The 17,661-nt window shown below is 34.6% G+C and carries 17 protein-coding genes and 1 riboswitch; of the genes, 9 read left to right on the forward strand and 8 right to left on the reverse strand.

The window, feature by feature from the left end:
* Positions 1-65: 65 nt before the first annotated feature.
* From CLV90_RS12840 to CLV90_RS12860, 5 genes are all read right to left on the reverse strand, one after another.
* Positions 66-605 (reverse strand): DUF4252 domain-containing protein, encoded by a 540-nt coding sequence (locus tag CLV90_RS12840; RefSeq protein ID WP_133687863.1) that lies wholly within the window; start codon positions 603-605, stop codon positions 66-68.
* Positions 606-667: 62 nt separating this feature from the next.
* The gene (locus CLV90_RS12845) at positions 668-1,210 is read right to left on the reverse strand and encodes a DUF4252 domain-containing protein (RefSeq protein WP_133687864.1); all 543 of its coding nucleotides are present in this window, start codon (positions 1,208-1,210) and stop codon (positions 668-670) included.
* A gap of 105 nt (positions 1,211-1,315) precedes the next feature.
* Entirely contained in the window at positions 1,316-1,870 is a 555-nt protein-coding gene (locus CLV90_RS12850; protein WP_133687865.1) for a DUF4252 domain-containing protein, read from the reverse strand.
* A 1-nt stretch (position 1,871) separates the two neighbouring features.
* Positions 1,872-2,309 carry a hypothetical protein gene (locus CLV90_RS12855; protein WP_133687866.1) on the reverse strand — a complete coding sequence of 146 codons (438 nt, stop codon included), beginning with the start codon at positions 2,307-2,309 and terminating at the stop codon, positions 1,872-1,874.
* On the reverse strand, positions 2,296-2,805 hold the full coding sequence (locus tag CLV90_RS12860) for an RNA polymerase sigma factor (protein ID WP_133687867.1): 510 nt from the start codon (positions 2,803-2,805) through the stop codon (positions 2,296-2,298). The genes CLV90_RS12855 and CLV90_RS12860 overlap by 14 nt, the downstream gene beginning before the upstream one ends.
* A gap of 217 nt (positions 2,806-3,022) precedes the next feature.
* On the opposite strand from CLV90_RS12860, the gene CLV90_RS12865 reads away from it, so the two are divergent.
* Entirely contained in the window at positions 3,023-4,552 is a 1,530-nt protein-coding gene (locus CLV90_RS12865; protein WP_133687868.1) for a S41 family peptidase, read from the forward strand.
* A gap of 27 nt (positions 4,553-4,579) precedes the next feature.
* Positions 4,580-6,049: a S41 family peptidase gene (locus CLV90_RS12870; RefSeq protein WP_133687869.1), complete on the forward strand. Its 1,470-nt coding sequence runs from the start codon at positions 4,580-4,582 to the stop codon at positions 6,047-6,049.
* A 62-nt stretch (positions 6,050-6,111) separates the two neighbouring features.
* On the opposite strand, the gene CLV90_RS12875 is transcribed toward CLV90_RS12870, so the two are convergent.
* Positions 6,112-7,983, reverse strand: coding sequence for a TonB-dependent receptor plug domain-containing protein (locus CLV90_RS12875; RefSeq protein WP_133687870.1), 1,872 nt, complete (start codon positions 7,981-7,983; stop codon positions 6,112-6,114).
* 71 nt (positions 7,984-8,054) lie between these two features.
* Positions 8,055-8,312, reverse strand: a riboswitch (cobalamin riboswitch).
* Between the two features lie 46 nt (positions 8,313-8,358).
* Here CLV90_RS12875 and CLV90_RS12880 point away from each other — a divergent pair.
* The 6 genes from CLV90_RS12880 (at position 8,359) to CLV90_RS12905 (ending at position 13,797) form a co-directional block, all read left to right on the forward strand.
* Positions 8,359-9,531 (forward strand): ABC transporter substrate-binding protein, encoded by a 1,173-nt coding sequence (locus tag CLV90_RS12880; RefSeq protein WP_243835418.1) that lies wholly within the window; start codon positions 8,359-8,361, stop codon positions 9,529-9,531.
* On the forward strand, positions 9,532-10,563 hold the full coding sequence (locus CLV90_RS12885; protein WP_133687871.1) for a FecCD family ABC transporter permease: 1,032 nt from the start codon (positions 9,532-9,534) through the stop codon (positions 10,561-10,563).
* A gap of 96 nt (positions 10,564-10,659) precedes the next feature.
* The gene (locus CLV90_RS12890; protein ID WP_341777693.1) at positions 10,660-11,361 is read left to right on the forward strand and encodes an ABC transporter ATP-binding protein; all 702 of its coding nucleotides are present in this window, start codon (positions 10,660-10,662) and stop codon (positions 11,359-11,361) included.
* Between the two features lie 111 nt (positions 11,362-11,472).
* On the forward strand, positions 11,473-12,822 hold the full coding sequence (gene rmuC, locus CLV90_RS12895; RefSeq protein WP_133687873.1) for a DNA recombination protein RmuC: 1,350 nt from the start codon (positions 11,473-11,475) through the stop codon (positions 12,820-12,822).
* Positions 12,823-12,856: 34 nt separating this feature from the next.
* A complete protein-coding gene (locus tag CLV90_RS12900; protein ID WP_133687874.1) occupies positions 12,857-13,222 on the forward strand; it encodes a 6-phosphogluconate dehydrogenase in 366 nt (121 codons plus the stop codon).
* Positions 13,223-13,251: 29 nt separating this feature from the next.
* Positions 13,252-13,797: an acyl-CoA thioesterase gene (locus CLV90_RS12905; protein ID WP_133687875.1), complete on the forward strand. Its 546-nt coding sequence runs from the start codon at positions 13,252-13,254 to the stop codon at positions 13,795-13,797.
* Here the strand turns inward: CLV90_RS12905 and pgl are convergent.
* Both pgl and zwf read right to left on the reverse strand, forming a co-directional pair.
* Positions 13,778-14,503, reverse strand: coding sequence for a 6-phosphogluconolactonase (gene pgl, locus CLV90_RS12910; RefSeq protein ID WP_133687876.1), 726 nt, complete (start codon positions 14,501-14,503; stop codon positions 13,778-13,780). The two genes, CLV90_RS12905 and pgl, sit on opposite strands and share 20 nt — an antisense overlap.
* 34 nt (positions 14,504-14,537) lie before the next feature.
* The gene (gene zwf, locus CLV90_RS12915) at positions 14,538-16,070 is read right to left on the reverse strand and encodes a glucose-6-phosphate dehydrogenase (RefSeq protein ID WP_133687877.1); all 1,533 of its coding nucleotides are present in this window, start codon (positions 16,068-16,070) and stop codon (positions 14,538-14,540) included.
* A gap of 184 nt (positions 16,071-16,254) precedes the next feature.
* Here zwf and gndA point away from each other — a divergent pair, with 184 nt between their 5' ends.
* On the forward strand, positions 16,255-17,655 hold the full coding sequence (gndA, locus tag CLV90_RS12920) for an NADP-dependent phosphogluconate dehydrogenase (RefSeq protein ID WP_133687878.1): 1,401 nt from the start codon (positions 16,255-16,257) through the stop codon (positions 17,653-17,655).
* Positions 17,656-17,661: the final 6 nt, after the last annotated feature.

The raw sequence follows: 17,661 nt of genomic DNA on the forward strand, positions 1-17,661 counted from the left end.
TTTAACCTAAAAAAAAACCACTGCAATTATGTAGTGGGTTGTTTATGAAATAGTTAGAATATCAATTATCCCTTTAACAAATCTCCAAGTTTTTCTAATCCTTTACCATCAAAATCAGATTTTTCCATAGCCTGAATTAACTGAACAAAACTAGCTGGGTTCATATCATCACCTAATACTCGAACAAGAATTAGTCCTTTTTCATCATTATCTCCATAAATTATTAACTCATCTATGGTATCATCATCACCCTTTAACTGCAAAGTTGCCTTTCCTATTGAAGTATTCATTTTCATAAGTTCACTATAGTCATCATCTTTCAAGATTGATTTAATAGCAGCTTTTTGTATCTGATAATCTGCTTCGTTTTCAGGTTTCTTTTGAAATGCCAGTATATTCAACTTTTTAAGTGAAGAAGCTGCCTCTAGTTCTGTTTGGGTCAAATTTGCCTTTTCTAAATTCAAAAGACTAGAAGGTAAATCGAAGGACATAAAATTAGGATTTTGTGCACTTGCTATATAATACTCTTGTAGACTCTGCTCTGACGAGCATGAGGATATGGTAAAACCTATTACCAACATCATTAACCAATATGCTTTTTTCATAATATGTTGTTTTAATTAAATAAAGACCTTCCTATTACTCGAAAGGTCTTTTGTATACTGTATTATTTACCTGATGCCTTATTTAGGTCCTTAGGTAAATCCATTTTACTGGTCAAAGTACCTATTTTATTCAAGTCAATATCGCCAGTTAGGCTTACTAGAACCGTTTCAAGCTTTCGTCCGTTATGACCTACTTCGATATCGCCTAAACCACTAACAAACATTAATAGCTCTGACACATGGTCTTTCTTTGAGCCATCTCTAACATAAAATTTTACGTTTACATCTTTGTCTTTTACCCGCATCAATTCTTCTAACTTAGAAGATTTAAGGTATTTCTTTACCGTTGACGTCATGTCTGCAGAAACCGATGCATCTTCGGTCATGAACACCTTTACATTTTTGAGTCCGCTGGCTACTTCCATAAATTCTTTCGCCTCGGCATCATCACTCATACTACCTAATTTAGAAACCAGGTCGATCATTCCTTTGTTTACAATTACAGATCCTACATTATCCATATTCTCATATTTGTCAAATACAGATTGTGAAAAACCAAATACAGGTAAAATTGCCATTAAAAATACTACTGCTACTTTTCTCATGATTGTTGTTTTTAGTGCCTTGCCTTTAATTAGGAAAGGCGATTGATGAATTGATGAATACTTAACTTGCATTGAACCTATTAAGTTCAATGCAAGCTATTTTGATTAATTTACTTTTTTAGATGCTTTACCCAATTGATCGCCACCTGGCAGATCCATTTTTTCGGTCAATTTTGAAACTGAGCGTAGATTTATATCACCTGTTAATGATAATAAAACAGTTTCAAGTTTTCTACCGTCAATATCTATGTCTTTATCTTTTAAACCGGTTACGAACATTAAAAGTTCTTTTACATGATCGCTATCCTTACCTTCCTTTACGTAAAACTTCACATTAGAGCTACCATCACGCACTCTCATAAGTTCTTCAAAAGAAGAGCTACTTAAACGATTGGTAACCCACTTGTCTACATCTTTAGAAATAGCTGCATCTTCGGTGGTAATTACCTTAAAACTGGTAATAGAGTTCACCAATTCAAAAAATTCTTTAGCTTCGGGATCATCTGAACTTACGCTCATTTTACCCAACATCTGAAACATTTTTGGCTGCATGGCCACAAAGGTTACCTTATCATTATCCTCATACTTTTCAAATATATCTTGAGCATTGATAATTACAGGGGCTAACACCATAAGAGTTAATACTAGTATCTTTTTCATCTTAGTTATTTTTCGTTAAAAATTTATTCGTTGTTTTTTCAAATTCTTCTAAATGATACAGTTGCTCTGTACCTTTATTAAAATTCATTGCCAATAAGGCTAACGCCTCCTTTGCAGATTCTATTTCCTCTGGTGTATACTCATCTGCTAAAGTAACAGGAGGTGGAGTAGGCTGATAAAAATAAAGCCCGACCATAAAGACTGCTATCGCCGCAACAGATACCCATTTCAAATAATTTCTTCTAGGTTTTAATGGCACTGGCTTTGTAAAGCGTTCTTTTTTTGCTTTTGAAAAGTAATTGAACAAAGGCGCATGCTGCTCTAAATGAGGAGCGACATCATCTTCTGAAAAATACCTTCTCAGCTTTTCTTCTTCAGCAACCGTAGTGGTCGCTTCAAAATACTTTTCTATTAATTTTTCTATGTTATGCAATTCCATAATTATGCTTTTCCATTAATTTTTCCCTTACGGTTTTTCTAGCTCTAGATAAGGCTACCCGTATGGCTGTAGGCTTCATATCTAATAATTTTTCTATTTCTTCATATTCGTATTGTTCTACATCTCGCAATTGTAATACCATTTTTTGTTGCTCGGGCAATTCTGCCATGATGCGTTCTACCCAATTTATGCTATCCTTTGCCTCTAATTCGCTTTGCAACGATGTACTAGCATCTGTATAATTACTGTGTACCAATTTTAAATTACCAGCTTGTTTAGATTTTAATCTATCTAAACAAAAGTTTTTTGTCATTGTCATCGCAAACGCTTCTACATTATTATATGATTCCATTTTATTTTTCTTGGACCATAATTTAATAAGAATCTCTTGCGTAGCATCTTCAGCCTCTTCTGTTGACACCAATAATCTTTTGGCCAGACGGTACAGCTTATCCTTAAAGGGCAATACAATATTTAAAAACTCCGTTTGTTTCATTTTGGTTTGGCTGTTTGTAAACTTTCATATCGGTCTACAAAAAGAAGACGAAGTACAACGATTTTTGTTACAATAAATTTTTAATTAAAATACTTGTAAGTAACTTTAACAACCTTATACTAATTATTTACGTACTTACTTAGACGTATGTCCATGTATTATCTTGACAATTCTATTTCTTAGAATATTCGTAAACTTGAAAAAAAATAAAAAAACTATGAAAAAATTTTTCTTATCCCTCCTTTGCTTAGGCTTTGTTATTACATCTTGTAATAATGATGATGATACGGTTATTGAAGAAGAAGTAATTGAAACTCCCGAAGAAGAAGTAATTGTTGATATTGAAGTACAGAATTTTTTCTGGCAGACTTTAAACCTTTACTATTTTTGGCAAGGTGATGTGCCAGATTTGGCAGATGATCGCTTTGATACTCAGATTGCATATGAAGATTACTTAACTGAAAATTCTGACCCGGTAGATTTATTGGAAAATAAATTATTATTCTCTGAAGATAGATTTACCTTCTTTAGTGATGATTATACCGAATTAGTAAATAGTTCTGCAGGTGTATCTAAAAGTAACGGACTCCAATTTGGTCTAGGTCGTATTTCTGGTACTGACGAGGTGTTTGGTTTTGTTGAATACATCGTTAAAAATTCTAATGCATCAGGACAAGATATTAAAAGAGGAGATTTATTTATTGGCGTTGATGGTCAAACTTTATTTTCTAACAGAGAAAATCCTGCAGATAACAACCTTGATTTACTTTTTGGAGACAATGATACCTACGCTTTAAACATGGCCGAAATCGTAGATGGCGGTATTAGCCCAAGTGACAGAAAAGTAACATTGACAAAATCTGAAGGATTGGTTGAAGACCCCATTCACGTAAGTAATGTCATTACTTCTGGCGATAAAAAAATCGGCTATCTAATGTATAACCAATTTGTTTCTGGCTCTGAAAATGCGTTAAATGCCGTATTTGCAGATTTTGTTGCACAGGGTGTTAACGATTTAGTATTAGATTTAAGATACAACCCAGGCGGTAGAGGCTCTACAGCTGCTGTACTTGCCAGTTTAATTAAAGGCACAAATACTTCAGACTTACTTTATAAAACTGTGTATAACGCAAAATTACAAGCAGAGTTCGGCAGCTCTACAGAAAATTATTTTGTAAGTACAACAGGGACATTTGATGGTAACTCTGATGCTCCTTTAAATACACTAAATTTAAATAGAGTTTATACCATTGCAGCAGAGGGTTCTGCTTCTGCAAGCGAGTTAGTAATGGTTGGTTTAGCTCCATATATTGATGTTGTTCATATCGGTGGTACTACGGTTGGTAAAAATCAAGGATCGGTTTTATTTGTTGATGACCCAGAAGGTGGTAATGTTTATGACGCTGAGAGAGTTGAAAATATAAACCCTAACGTACAATGGGGATTACAGCCTATTATTAGTCAAGTTGAAAATAGTGCTGGGTTTACTGATTATGTAGATGGTTTAGTGCCTGATATTGAACTTGATGAAGATATTACAAACTTAGGTGTTCTTGGTAACGAAAACGAACCTTTGCTGGCTAGAGCAATTCAAGAGATCACAGGGGTTAGTGGTAAAAGTAATTTTGAAGTATTAATACCTGCTAATGTGGTTTCTAGTTCTAAGCTTTATAATCCTAGAAATACTGTACTACTATTAAACAATAGTGTTCCTGTTTCTAAAATTCCTTTAACTGAAAAGAAATAAATTTAAAACATTTCAGTTTCCCTAATTATGAAGAAGATATTAATTCTATTAGTTACGCTTGTTTGTTTCTCTTGTTCAAAAGACGATGATTTAAACTTGCCAAACTCAGTAAACCCAGATGGATCTGCTGATGTTGAAGTACAAGACTTTATGTGGAAAGCCATGAATTTTTGGTATTTCTGGCAGGCAAATGTTGATGATTTAGCAGACGACCGTTTTGAAAACACAGAAGAGGGTAGAGCCGATTATACTACCTTTTTAGATTCTGGCAATAATCCAGGCGATTTCTTTGAGAGTAAATTGCAGTTTATAGATGACCGTTTTAGCTTTTACAATGACGATTATCGTGATCTTACCAATTCTCTCGCAGGCATATCTAAAAGTAATGGTCTAGAATTTGGACTTGTTCAGTTTCAAGATAGCGAAGATCTTTTTGGTTTTGTACGTTATATCGTACCCAATTCTAATGCCGCTACAGTTGAAATTCAACGAGGCGACTTATTCACAGGTGTTGATGGTCAAACTTTAACCTTATCTAATTACCGTGAATTACTTTTTGGTGCTAATGACACCTATATTTTGAATATGGCTAATTTCAATAATGGTAATATATCACCTAATGAAGTTGAAATATCATTAACAAAAGAAGAAGGTTTAGCTGAAAACCCTGTGTTTTTATCAAAGTCATTTACTATTGGTGGTGAAAATATCGGATACATTATGTACAATCAATTTACCAACGAATATGATGATGACCTGTACGCAGCTGTTGAAGATTTAAAATCTGCCGGTATTACAAATTTGGTTATGGATCTCCGTTACAACCCTGGTGGTTCTGTAAATACTACTCGCCTATTGGCAAGTATGATTTATGGTACTAATACAGAAGATATATTTCTAAGAAAAAGGTACAATGAAAAACTACAAGAGCAATTTAATGATAGCCAATTAGAAATCTATTTTGCCGATAAGGTAAATGGTCAGACTATTAACTCCTTAGGGTTAACAAAGCTGTACGTTCTTACTTCTACTAGTTCTGCTTCGGCAAGCGAATTGTTGATCAACAGTTTAGAACCTTATATGGATGTTATTCAAATTGGTGGTGTAACTAGAGGAAAAAACGAATTCTCAACTACACTGGTAGATGATCGTGATAATTCTTACTTGTACACTCCATCAAGGGTAAACAATATTAACCCAGATAATCAATGGGCTATTCAACCCTTAATAGGTAGAAATGAAAATGCTGATGGTTTCTTTGACTTTACAAGCGGTTTAGTGCCTGATCATCCTTTACAAGAAGATTATAGCAACTTGGGTATTTTAGGCGAGCAAAACGAGCCTTTGTTAGCGAAGGCAATTGAATTGATAACAGGTGCTACCGGTAAACGCGATTTTACCGTTGAATATCCAATCAATATTATTAGCAGTTCTAAAGAGAACAGCCTAATAAGCGATAAAATGGTAGATGATACGGTTTATGATTTAGAGTTCTAAAATACAACCAATCATAAAATAAAGAGAAAAGGACAGCCAATTGGTTGTCCTTTTTTTTTGGATTACAAACTCAACTTAAACCCTAAACGAACATTTCGTCCCTTAGTGGTAAACGAAACTACCTCTGTATACTCTTCATTTAAAAGATTATCGACTGCAAAGAATGCAGTTAGATTACTACAAAACTGATGTCTCAATTGTAAATTTGCTAAACTAAAACTATCTAAAGTTACGTTTGAAAATGTAGCAAAATCAATATCGGTTCTATCGGATACGTACTGGTAAGAGAGTCCAACATATGTCTTCTCTTTTATAGCATACCCAATAGTAGCGTTGATTTTACTTTTAGTTACTCTCAGTGCCAATTCTTCTTTAGAATTGGTATACGTATAATTAGCATCAAACGAAAGACCTTTTGCTAGTTCTGAGTTCAAGCCTACTTCTAACCCATCAAAATGTGCGATTTCAGCAGCGTTTCTATACAGACTCTCAAAAGTAACTGGATCAATGGTTTCAAAAACTATTCGGTCATCTTCAGTTCTATTAAAATAAACGGCATTGATTGTAAAAGCATCTGAAACTTTAAATTCAATACCTCCTTCTAAAGTAGTATCTTCTTCTGGATCTAATTCAGGATTTGCCCCAAACGGACCATATAATTGCGATAAGTTGGGTGCAATGTATGATGTGGCATAACTACCCATAAACTTTAAATATCCTTCATTGATACTAATTCTGTATGACGGATTAATGTTATATATAAAATTAGAACCGTATTCGCTGTGATTGTTTAATCGTACACCTGCATTTACATTAATTCCCTGCTCACCAACATACACCGCATTTAAATAAGGATCAATTGTATTGGAGTTGTATTCTTCAGAGAATAAGGTTTTGTTGTCTATATAGTTTACCCCAACTATCGTGTAAATATTTTCTGAAAACGTGTACTTATTAAAAACATCCAATACATAAGATTGTGAATCGTAAGTTGCAGGAAAACTAGATTCGAAAGATCTCGTAATCTGATTAAATGCCGTATTTACATTAATACTCCCGTTTTCATACTCATATTTAGAACTTAACCCAAATCTAGATTGCTCGCTTGTAAAATAAAAATCTGCATCTTCAATAGGGAAACCGTTATCAAAATCGCTATTCAATTTGTTATAGAAGGCCGATGCATTTAGCTCAAAGCGTTCAGAAAATTGATATCCTACTTTTAAGTTACCATCTATTCTAGAAACTTCGTCTGATTCTGTACCTATTGCAGCCGATAATCCATCTGTAAATTGGTGTCCTCCAGATGCTAAAACAGATAAGTTTCCATGCTTAGCTGTTAAGTTTACCGTATTCGAAATATCAGAAATATTATAATTCTGATCATCTTCCGTTTGGTTGGTTCCGAAACTTGAAATGACATCTAATGCAAGACCTTCTTTCTTCGCTTTCTTCGTCGTAATATTAATTACCGCCGTTGCTGCTGAATTTCCATAAAGCGTGCTCGCTGCGCCTTTTAAAATTTCGATACTTTCAATTTGAGCAGCATTCAATAATCTTAAATCATACTCTGCACTTGTACCCGATGGATCAGATACTTGTATACCATCAATAATGACCAAAACTTGGCGATTATTACCGCCTCTAACAAAGGTAGAAAGGTTCTGACCAGCATAACTTCTGATACCGTTAATTTCAATTCCGCTTTTTGTGTTAATAATTTCAGCAACCGAACGTCCCTGGTTTTGTTTCAATTCTTTTTGAGAAATAGTAATTACGGTCTTACCCGAATTTTCACGCTTTAATTCAAAACGCGAATCACTAACGACAACCTCATCTAATTGTAACGTTTTTGTAGAATCTTGCTCTTGCTGTGCTCCTACTTTTGCACATAACAATACAGTGACCGCAGGCCACAATAAATAATTTTTCATTCGTTTAAATTCATAAACGGGAGCGTAGTATGTCTGTACCCATACGCAAACTTTTATCCCGAAAGTTTAACATTGTTTGTTTGAATAAGGCAGGTCTCCTGACTTGTTTAATACTATTCTGCCTTCCCATGTTTTCCAAACCGGTTTGGATCCCAAAGTGACTTTGAAGAAAATAGTACCTTCTTTAAAAGAAGTATCAAACAAAATCTATTTGCCAATAGATAGGTTTGAAATAAACTTACAGTTGCGGGAACAGTTCTAGATTTTCACTAGATTCCCTTTTAATCTCATTACAAAAAGCAATGAAAACCAAAATTCACGGCGAAAGTAAACATTTAGTTTAATCTTTCTAAGTAAACTTTTATAATACTACTTTTGAAAAATAGACAAACTACCACCATGTTTAAACACTTACTTTTTATTAGTTGCCTTATTTTGCTGTGCGGATGCAAGCAAGAGAAAAAAGACCCATTTTCGAATCAAACCTCTACCGGTAGTACATCTATACGGTATGCTAATGGTTTTGAAATTGAAACTCAGAGTAGTGGTATTACTATCATTAAGGTCTTAAAACCTTGGGCAAATGCCGAAACTACGCACACATATGCTTTAGTCCCCAAAGAAATACAAGCAAGCGTAACCCTAAACAAAAATGAATATGATGCCATCATTTCAACACCTGTAGAAAATATCGTGGTAACCTCAACAACTCATATTCCTGCTTTAGAAGAAATGGGAGTTTTAAATAATCTTATTGGCTTTCCAGACACCAAATACATTTCTTCAATAGCAGCAAGAAAATTAATTGATGCCGGGCAAATTAAAGAATTAGGTGTCAACGAAAGTATAAATACAGAGGCGGTTCTAGCTTTGCAGCCAGATCTTATATTCGGCTTTGCCATTAACGACGGTAACAGTACCTACGAAAGCATACAACGTGCTCATATTCCTGTAGTTTATAATGGCGATTGGGTAGAAGAAACTCCTTTAGGTAAAGCCGAATGGATTAAGTTCTTCGCTCCGTTTTTCAATAAAACCGAAGAAGCTGATACTATTTTTAATAAAATTGAAGCATCTTACCTAGAAGCCAAAAAGCTAGCTTCTGAGTCTAAAAACAAGCCTACGGTTCTAAGTGGAGCCATGTTTAAAGATATATGGTATTTACCTGGCGGAAAAAGTTGGGCGGCGAATTTTCTTGAAGATGCCAATGCAGATTACCTGTGGAATTCTACAGATGAAAACGGAAGTCTTTCGTTAAGTTGGGAGAGCGTTCTTGATGTTGGGCAACATGCCGAGTATTGGATCGGACCTGCACAATTAGCCACTTACCAAGAAATGGAATCATCTAGTCTGCATTATACACAGTTTGATGCCTTTAAAAACAGAAAAATATTTACAACAGCAAATACAAAAGGTGAAACCGGGGGAACGTTATACTATGAACTGGGGCCGCAAAGACCAGACCTTGTTCTAAAAGATTTAATTCATATTTTGCACCCAGGGCTACTGCCAAACTACGAACCCTTCTTTTTTAAGCCACTACTTTAATTGTCAAAAAAATCAACATACAATTTTCATTTCATAGCCTTACTAGTCGTATTGCTATTATGTTTTATTGTAAATATTTGCTTAGGCTCTGTAAACATTTCATTCTTAGATACGCTAAAAACGTTATTGGGAACAGCAACTAAAGACTCATCTAGCTACTATATCATTTGGGAATATAGACTACCAAAAGCGATAACAGCTATATTGGTGGGTGGCGGACTATCACTTAGTGGATTGTTGATGCAAACCTTATTTAGAAACCCTTTAGCAGGTCCATATGTACTTGGCATTAGTTCTGGCGCTAGTTTAGGCGCTGCGCTCTTAATTATGGGAACTTCACTATTTTCTGGCGCATTTACCTTTTCCACCTTTAATGACATTACACTTGCAATTGCATCTAGTCTTGGTAGTTTTCTAGTATTAGCACTAGTTCTTGTAGTTGCAGCTAAAGTGAAAGATACTATGGCACTACTGATTATCGGACTCATGTTTGGCAGTATAACAGCAGCTATTGTAAGCGTACTTTCATATTTCTCTAAAGCTGAAAAATTACAACAATACATTTTTTGGTCATTTGGTAGTTTAGGTAATTTATCTTGGGTGCAATTACTAATAGTCGCGCTTTGTACTATAATAGGTATTTTTCTAAGCATCATTTCCATTAAACCTTTAAATGCTTTTTTACTTGGCGAGAATTACGCTAAGAGCTTAGGTATTGGTTTACAAAAATCGCGTTATATTATCATAGTAGCCACAGGGTTACTTGCTGGATCCATTACTGCCTTTGCTGGGCCAATTGCTTTTGTCGGTTTAGCCGTACCTCACATTACCAAACAACTATTACACACTACGGATCATAAAATTCAAATACCTGCTGTACTTTGTTGTGGAGCGATATTAATGTTGGTTTGCGATACCATTGCCCAACTACCGGGCTCGGTAAGTGTTTTACCCATTAATGCTATAACTAGTATTTTTGGAGCTCCGGTAGTAATATGGTTACTTGTACGAAAAAGAAAAATGATATTTTAATATAAAACTAAAGTCATCATCAACAACAAATTAAATAGTATTTTACAAGTTGCCGACCTATCTATTGGGTATGACAATATAGTCATTGCTTCTGCTATTTCTTTTGAACTACAGAAAGGTGAACTTGCCGCTATTGTTGGTGTAAATGGCATTGGTAAATCTACATTACTTCGTACGATAGGCAATTTTCAACCTAAAATATCTGGCTCTATACTCTATGAAGAAAAAGATTTAAATACATATAACGAACTGCAAATAGCTTCTAAAATAAGTGTGGTACTTACAGAACCTATTGCATCAAAAAATCTATCTGTTTATGAGTTATTGGCTTTGGGCAGACAACCATACACTAATTGGTTAGGCAAATTGGCTAATGACGATATTTCAATTATTAATAAAAGTATTGCTCTTTTAGAATTAGAGCCTTTTTTAGATAAAAAATGTTTTCAGTTGAGTGATGGTCAATTACAACGTGTACTTATTGCTCGTGCCCTAATTCAAGATACCGATATTATTCTTCTAGATGAACCTACTACTCATTTGGATCTATACCACAAAGTTCAGATTTTAAAACTACTAAAATCTATAGCGCATGAAACGAACAAATCCATTTTGTTTACAAGCCATGAAATTGAACTCGCTATTCAATTATGCGATAAAATGTTGATTTTAGATGGAACTAACAATGCTTTTGATCAACCTTGTAATCTGATAGCAAATAACAGTTTTGATTCCCTCTTCCCCACTGACACTATTTCTTTTGACCCAAATACCGGTTCTTTTAGAATTAAGAAATAGATATTTTAACATATATAAGAATTTAGATATGGTATGTTAATTAAAATATACCGGCTCTTTTAAACTTTACTATGCAATCAAGTATCTTTACCCGATTACGTTAGCACACCGATGAACGAAATTTATATTTATTTACTAATAGGAATCCTTTGTCTTGCCATCGGATATTTTTTGGGTAACTATATTCAGCTTCTAAAAACAAAATCTCGTCAAAGTACTTTAGAAGAACGCGAGCAGCAAATGCTTAATAACCTTTCTGTTTTTCAGGATAGATTAAAAGAAAGTGAGAATCGTAAACTACAGCTACAGGCAGATAAAGAACAATTAGGCAATCAGATTGTACGCTATCAGGCAGATTTAGAAAACTTGCAGCAAAAGAATAAAGAGCAAAAACAGGAAGTTGAAAAGCTTCAAGAGAAATTTACGAAGGAGTTTGAAAATCTTGCCAATAAAATATTAGAAGAAAAGAGCTTAAAATTTACGGAACGTAATGAGAAGAATATCAAAAACATTCTTACTCCGTTGAATGAAAAAATCCTCCTTTTTGAAAAGAAAGTCGAAGAAAGCCAGAAAGAAAACATCAGTATACATTCTGCCCTAAAAGAGCAGTTACTAAACCTACAGATCCAAAACATTAAAATTACCCAAGAAGCAGAGAACTTGACCAAAGCCTTAAAAGGTGACAGTAAAATGCAAGGTAACTGGGGCGAGCTGGTATTGGAGCGTGTGTTAGAGAAATCTGGTTTGGAAAAAGACCGTGAATATAACGTTCAACAAAGCTTTACTCGAGAAGATGGCAGCCGCGTATTACCAGATGTTATCATCAACTTGCCTGATGGTAAGAAAATGGTGGTGGATTCTAAAGTATCCTTAACCGATTACGAGCGCTATGTAAATGCTGAAGATGAACTCAGAGAGAAGTTCTTAAAAGACCATATCAACTCCCTTAGAAGGCATGTAGATCAATTATCTGCCAAGAAATATGAGGATTTGTATGAAATGGAGAGTCCCGATTTTGTTTTAATGTTCGTACCTATTGAACCTGCCTTTGCTATTGCAATAAATCAAGATAATTCTTTATACAATAAAGCTTTTGAGCAAAATATTATTATTGTTACCCCTTCAACACTTCTTGCTACCTTGCGCACCATTGATAGCATGTGGAATAATGAGAAGCAACAACGAAATGCTATTGAAATAGCACGGCAAGCTGGTGCTCTTTATGATAAATTTGAAGGCTTCGTTGGTGACTTAATGAAAGTAGGCAAAAAGATGGACGATGCTAAAGATGAATACCGTGGCGCAATGAATAAATTAGTCGATGGGCGTGGCAATATCATCACTAGTATAGAAAAGCTTAAAAAAATGGGTGCGAAAGCAAAAAAATCGATTCCCGAATCATTAATTAATCGCGCGATTGAAGATGACGATTTCGAAGAAGAACCTAAATTAAAATTATAATACCAACCATTAATAATATATTAAAACTAAACACATGAAAAAGATAGTATCATTACTTTTATTAAGCGTAGTCGTTATTGGTGCGCTGTATTACGCCTTTATATACTTTGTTACCTTTAGTGAAGGTGTACGTTCTGGAGAACTCATAAAAATTAGCCACAAAGGTGTCTTAGTTAAAACTTGGGAAGGTGAAATTAGCCAAGGAATTTCAGGCGCTCAAATATTCTCTTTTTCTGTATTGGATAAGGATAAAGAGGTTATTGATAAACTTCAAGAATACCAAGGTCAATATGTAAAAGTAAGTTATGTTGAAAGATATGCTACGTTCTTTTGGTTAGGCGATTCAAAATATTTTATCACCGAAGTACAAGCAGAGAAATCGCCACATTTTAGAAATTAGATATTACTTTAAAAAATTACTACATCCATATGGAAAAGTTTAAAAGCGTAAGAGAGTCTAGAGTTTCTATAACAGAGTTGATGCTTCCCTCCCATTCTAATTTTGGAGGAAAAGTACATGGCGGATATATATTGAACCTAATGGATCAAATTGCATTTGCTTGTGCTTCTAAACATTCGCAACAATACTGTGTTACAGCATCGGTTAACCGAGTAAATTTCTTAAACCCTATTGAAGTAGGAGAATTGGTTACCTTGAAGGCAAGTATTAATTATACAGGGCGTACCTCTATGGTAGTTGGTGTTCGTGTGGAATCTGAAAATATCACCTCAGGAACAAAAAAACACTGTAACTCCTCTTACTTTACCATGGTAGCTAAGGGAACAGATGGTAAAAATGTTCCCGTACCAGGATTAATAATTTCTGATGATCAAGGAGTCAGAAGATTTGCACGAAGCAAATACCGCAAATTAGAAGCTCAAGAAAGAGACACTAAATTTGAATCTAAAACTTTTAATTCAGAAGAATATATTAAAGAATTGGAATCTGAAAATATTAAGATTGAGATGAAGTAAGAAGCTTTGCCGCGGCAGCATCTAAAAACCAGACCAAGTCTTTTGTTTTAGGTGCTACGTGACTTGCAGGGTATTCTAAATAGCCTTCTTCTCTATCAATAATAATCTTTACCTTTTCTGCCTTGCTTTCTCCTGTCACCAAAAAAGCTACAGTTTTAGCATTATTGATTATTCTACCGGTAAGAGAAACTCGCCTTTGACCAGATTCTGGATGAATAGCAACTTCGCAATTATCGGGTGAAACCCAAAGATTGATCTCATGTGGAAAAATAGATGCCGTATGACCGTCATCACCCATACCAAGGATCACTAAATCGAATTGTGGTAACCCTAATGCTTTAGGTAATTCTTTATCCAACAATTCGCCATATCGTTTTGCTTCTTCCTTAGGGTCGTTTTCTCCTTTTATTCGATGAAAATTCTCCTCTGGTATATCTACTTTAGAAATGAGGTGTTCTACCGTCATTTTATAGTTACTCTCATCATCCGTGGGTGCTACACATCTTTCATCGCCCCAATACAAATGAATGTTTTTCCAATCTACATCAGTAGAAAACTGTTCAGCTAATACGTCAAATACAATTTTAGGCGTACTACCACCGGACAAGGCTATGTGAAAAGCCTTCTGAGTATCTGATTTTTGAATCAAATATTTAGAAAACTCTTCAGCAACCTTTACTTTATTTTGATATACTTTTAATTCCATCTTCTCTCAACACTTAAATTAATCTTCTACCCTACTAGCAAATTACACAGTAGCCAGATTCATCTGCTAAATTTTCGCTAGGGTTTCTCCATTCTCCCACTCCTTCAATAAGCTCGTTGGCATTCTCTGGTCCCCAATCTCCGGCTGCATAACCGTACATTTTTACATCCTTACCATTTTTCCAATAGTCTAAAATAGGATCTACAAATGCCCAAGCTGCCTCTACTTCATCTGCTCTAGCATACAGAGTGGCATCCCCCTGCATAGCATCTAATAAAAGACGCTCATAAGCTTCCATAACATGAGTTTCCGTTAAACTAGAATAGTAGAAATCCATATTTGCACGCTCTACCTCAAAGCCTTGCCCAGGTACTTTCACTCCGAATTTTAACAGTATACCTTCATCTGGCTGAATACGGATAATCAACTTATTGTCCTTATTATTTATACCAGACTCTTTAAAAATTTGATGATGAGGAGTTTTAAAATGTATAACTACCTCAGTAACTTTTGTAGGCATACGTTTTGCCGTTCTAACATAAAAAGGTACATCTGCCCAGCGCCAGTTGTCTACAAAGAATTTAATAGCAGCAAAGGTTTCTGTAGTTGAATTTTCATCAACACCTTCCTCTTCACGATAGCCTTTTACTTCTTGTCCGTCAATTTTTGAAGCTACATATTGCGCTCTGATGGTATTATCAAAAAGCGTCTTTTCATCATTCATTATTTTAAGTGACTTCAACGCCTTCAGTTTTTCATTACGAATCTCTTCGGCATCAGCACTCAGCGGCGGCTCCATAACAATTAAAGCAACAATCTGTAATAAGTGACTCTGAAACATATCTCTCAATGCCCCAGATTTATCGTAATAGCCACCTCGTTTTTCCACACCTACGCTTTCGGCATTGGTAATTTCTATATGGTGAATGTAATTTCTGTTCCATAATGGCTCGAATATACTGTTGGCAAAACGGGTAACCAATAAGTTCTGAACTGTTTCTTTACCTAAGTAATGGTCAATTCTGAAAATTTGACCTTCTTTAAAATAGGTATGTAAACCTTGGTTTAATTCTTTGGCAGATTCTAGACTATAACCAAATGGTTTTTCAACTATAATTCTTCTCCAACCAGAAGTTTCATCATTTAAACCTTGGTCAGATAGATTTTTGGCTATGGGCTCATATAAACTTGGCGGTGTAGATAAATAGAACATATGATTACCGTCAGTACCATATTTCTGATCTAAATCAGATATACGCTTTTCTAAACGTTCATATGATGTGTCATAATCGGAACCTAAATCTTCGTAAAAAAGTTTGTCAGCAAATTTTTGAATATAATCTGCATCAAATTCTTTTCGTTCTTTTTCTAAATAAGGACTTTCTAAAACTACCTTATTTCTAAATTTTAAATCGCCCAAATCACTTCTGCTAACACCAAGGACTACAAAATTATCAGGAAGGTCATTTCCCTTATATAAATTGAATATTGCTGGTATCAATTTTCTTGCCGTTAAATCTCCAGATGCCCCAAAAATTACGAGCATTTGATTTTCTGTCTTCTTCATTATAGGTTGATATTCTTTATTCTTCAAATATCTTAAAAAGTAAGCCATTATAGGGCGTTATTAAGATACATTTTGGATTTAAAGTCAATATTTTAAATTATTTTTGATTCTCATTATGTTACGAACAATAAATAATTAAGAATTGTAACATTTTGATGTATTCTAATTATAAAACATTCAATTTATGTATGATTTTGGTTTAGTAGGTCTTGGAGTAATGGGACAAAATTTTATCCTCAATGTAGCTGACAACGGATTTTCTGCCTACGGATATGATTTAGATAATGAAAAAGTAGAGGCTTTAAAAACTTTAGGAGGAGATGAAGAAAAAGTAAGCGCTTCAAGCAACATAAAGACGTTTGTAAAAAACTTAAAGCAACCACGTAAAATAATGTTATTGGTACCTGCCGGTAAAATTGTAGATGGTGTTATAGAATCGCTTTTGCCACATATTGATAAAGGTGATATTATAATTGATGGAGGGAACTCTTTCTTTACCGATACTGATAGAAGAGAAGCTTATTTACAACAAAGAGGCATTAACTTTTTTGGAGCAGGTGTTTCAGGTGGTGCTAAAGGTGCTCGAAAAGGTCTGAGTATTATGCCAGGTGGTTCAAAATCTGCATACGAACATATTAAACCAATTTTTGAAGCAGTATCCGCTAAATATAACGGCGAACCTTGTGTTGCTTATTTAGGACCTAAATCTGCCGGAAACTATGTAAAAATGGTTCACAACGGTATTGAATACGGATTAATGCAGCTGACTTCTGAAATTTATGATGTTCTTAAAAAAGGTGGCGACTATAATAACGATGAATTACACAACACTTTCGCAAAATGGAATTCAGGAAGATTACAATCTTTCTTAGTTGAAATTACATCTGAAATATTCGAGCAAGAAGATGACTTGGTAAAAGGACGACTAGTTGATCAAATTTTAGATAAAGCAAAACAAAAAGGTACTGGGAAATGGACAAGCCAAAATGCAATGGATCTTGGTATACCAGTACCATCAATAGATGTTGCCGTTAGCATGCGTGAACTCTCTGCTTTAAAAGATGAAAGAATTAAAGCTGATGCTTTATATGACAGACCATCTGTAGCACATATGGATAAAGAGAAATTAGAAGCGATTACCGAAAAAGCGTTATACTTTTCATTCATAATTACATACTCTCAAGGTCTTCACCAATTGGCAGATGCATCTAGAGAATACGGATACGATTTAGATATTTCTGAAATTGCCAAAATATGGAGAGCTGGTTGTATTATTCGTGCTGGTTTATTAGCCGATATTACTGAAGCTTTTAAAGCTGAACCTAATTTGCCAAACCTTTTACTTTCTGCAAATTTTGTAAGCAAAGTTAAAGACACCGTTGGTGCTGCTAGAGAATTGGTTGCTTTTGGTGCACAAAACGGAATACCGTTACCTGGCCTATCAAATTCATTAACTTATTTTGATGCGTATACTTCTAGCAAATTACCTTTGAACTTAATTCAAGCGCAACGCGATTATTTTGGCTCTCATACTTATGAACGTTTAGATCGTGAAGGTATTTTTCATACAGAGTGGGAAGATTAAAAATCA

This window comes from Maribacter spongiicola (assembly GCF_004364165.1).
Taxonomy (GTDB): domain Bacteria; phylum Bacteroidota; class Bacteroidia; order Flavobacteriales; family Flavobacteriaceae; genus Maribacter; species Maribacter spongiicola.

Coding starts and splice junctions, on each gene's coding strand:
- CLV90_RS12840 (WP_133687863.1), bottom strand. CDS start 605: ATGAAAAAAGCATATTGGTTAATGATGTTGGTAATAGGTTTTACCATA.
- CLV90_RS12845 (WP_133687864.1), bottom strand. CDS start 1,210: ATGAGAAAAGTAGCAGTAGTATTTTTAATGGCAATTTTACCTGTATTT.
- CLV90_RS12850 (WP_133687865.1), bottom strand. CDS start 1,870: ATGAAAAAGATACTAGTATTAACTCTTATGGTGTTAGCCCCTGTAATT.
- CLV90_RS12855 (WP_133687866.1), bottom strand. CDS start 2,309: ATGGAATTGCATAACATAGAAAAATTAATAGAAAAGTATTTTGAAGCG.
- CLV90_RS12860 (WP_133687867.1), bottom strand. CDS start 2,805: ATGAAACAAACGGAGTTTTTAAATATTGTATTGCCCTTTAAGGATAAG.
- CLV90_RS12865 (WP_133687868.1), top strand. CDS start 3,023: ATGAAAAAATTTTTCTTATCCCTCCTTTGCTTAGGCTTTGTTATTACA.
- CLV90_RS12870 (WP_133687869.1), top strand. CDS start 4,580: ATGAAGAAGATATTAATTCTATTAGTTACGCTTGTTTGTTTCTCTTGT.
- CLV90_RS12875 (WP_133687870.1), bottom strand. CDS start 7,983: ATGAAAAATTATTTATTGTGGCCTGCGGTCACTGTATTGTTATGTGCA.
- rmuC (WP_133687873.1), top strand. CDS start 11,473: ATGAACGAAATTTATATTTATTTACTAATAGGAATCCTTTGTCTTGCC.
- CLV90_RS12900 (WP_133687874.1), top strand. CDS start 12,857: ATGAAAAAGATAGTATCATTACTTTTATTAAGCGTAGTCGTTATTGGT.
- CLV90_RS12905 (WP_133687875.1), top strand. CDS start 13,252: ATGGAAAAGTTTAAAAGCGTAAGAGAGTCTAGAGTTTCTATAACAGAG.
- pgl (WP_133687876.1), bottom strand. CDS start 14,503: ATGGAATTAAAAGTATATCAAAATAAAGTAAAGGTTGCTGAAGAGTTT.
- zwf (WP_133687877.1), bottom strand. CDS start 16,070: ATGAAGAAGACAGAAAATCAAATGCTCGTAATTTTTGGGGCATCTGGA.
- gndA (WP_133687878.1), top strand. CDS start 16,255: ATGTATGATTTTGGTTTAGTAGGTCTTGGAGTAATGGGACAAAATTTT.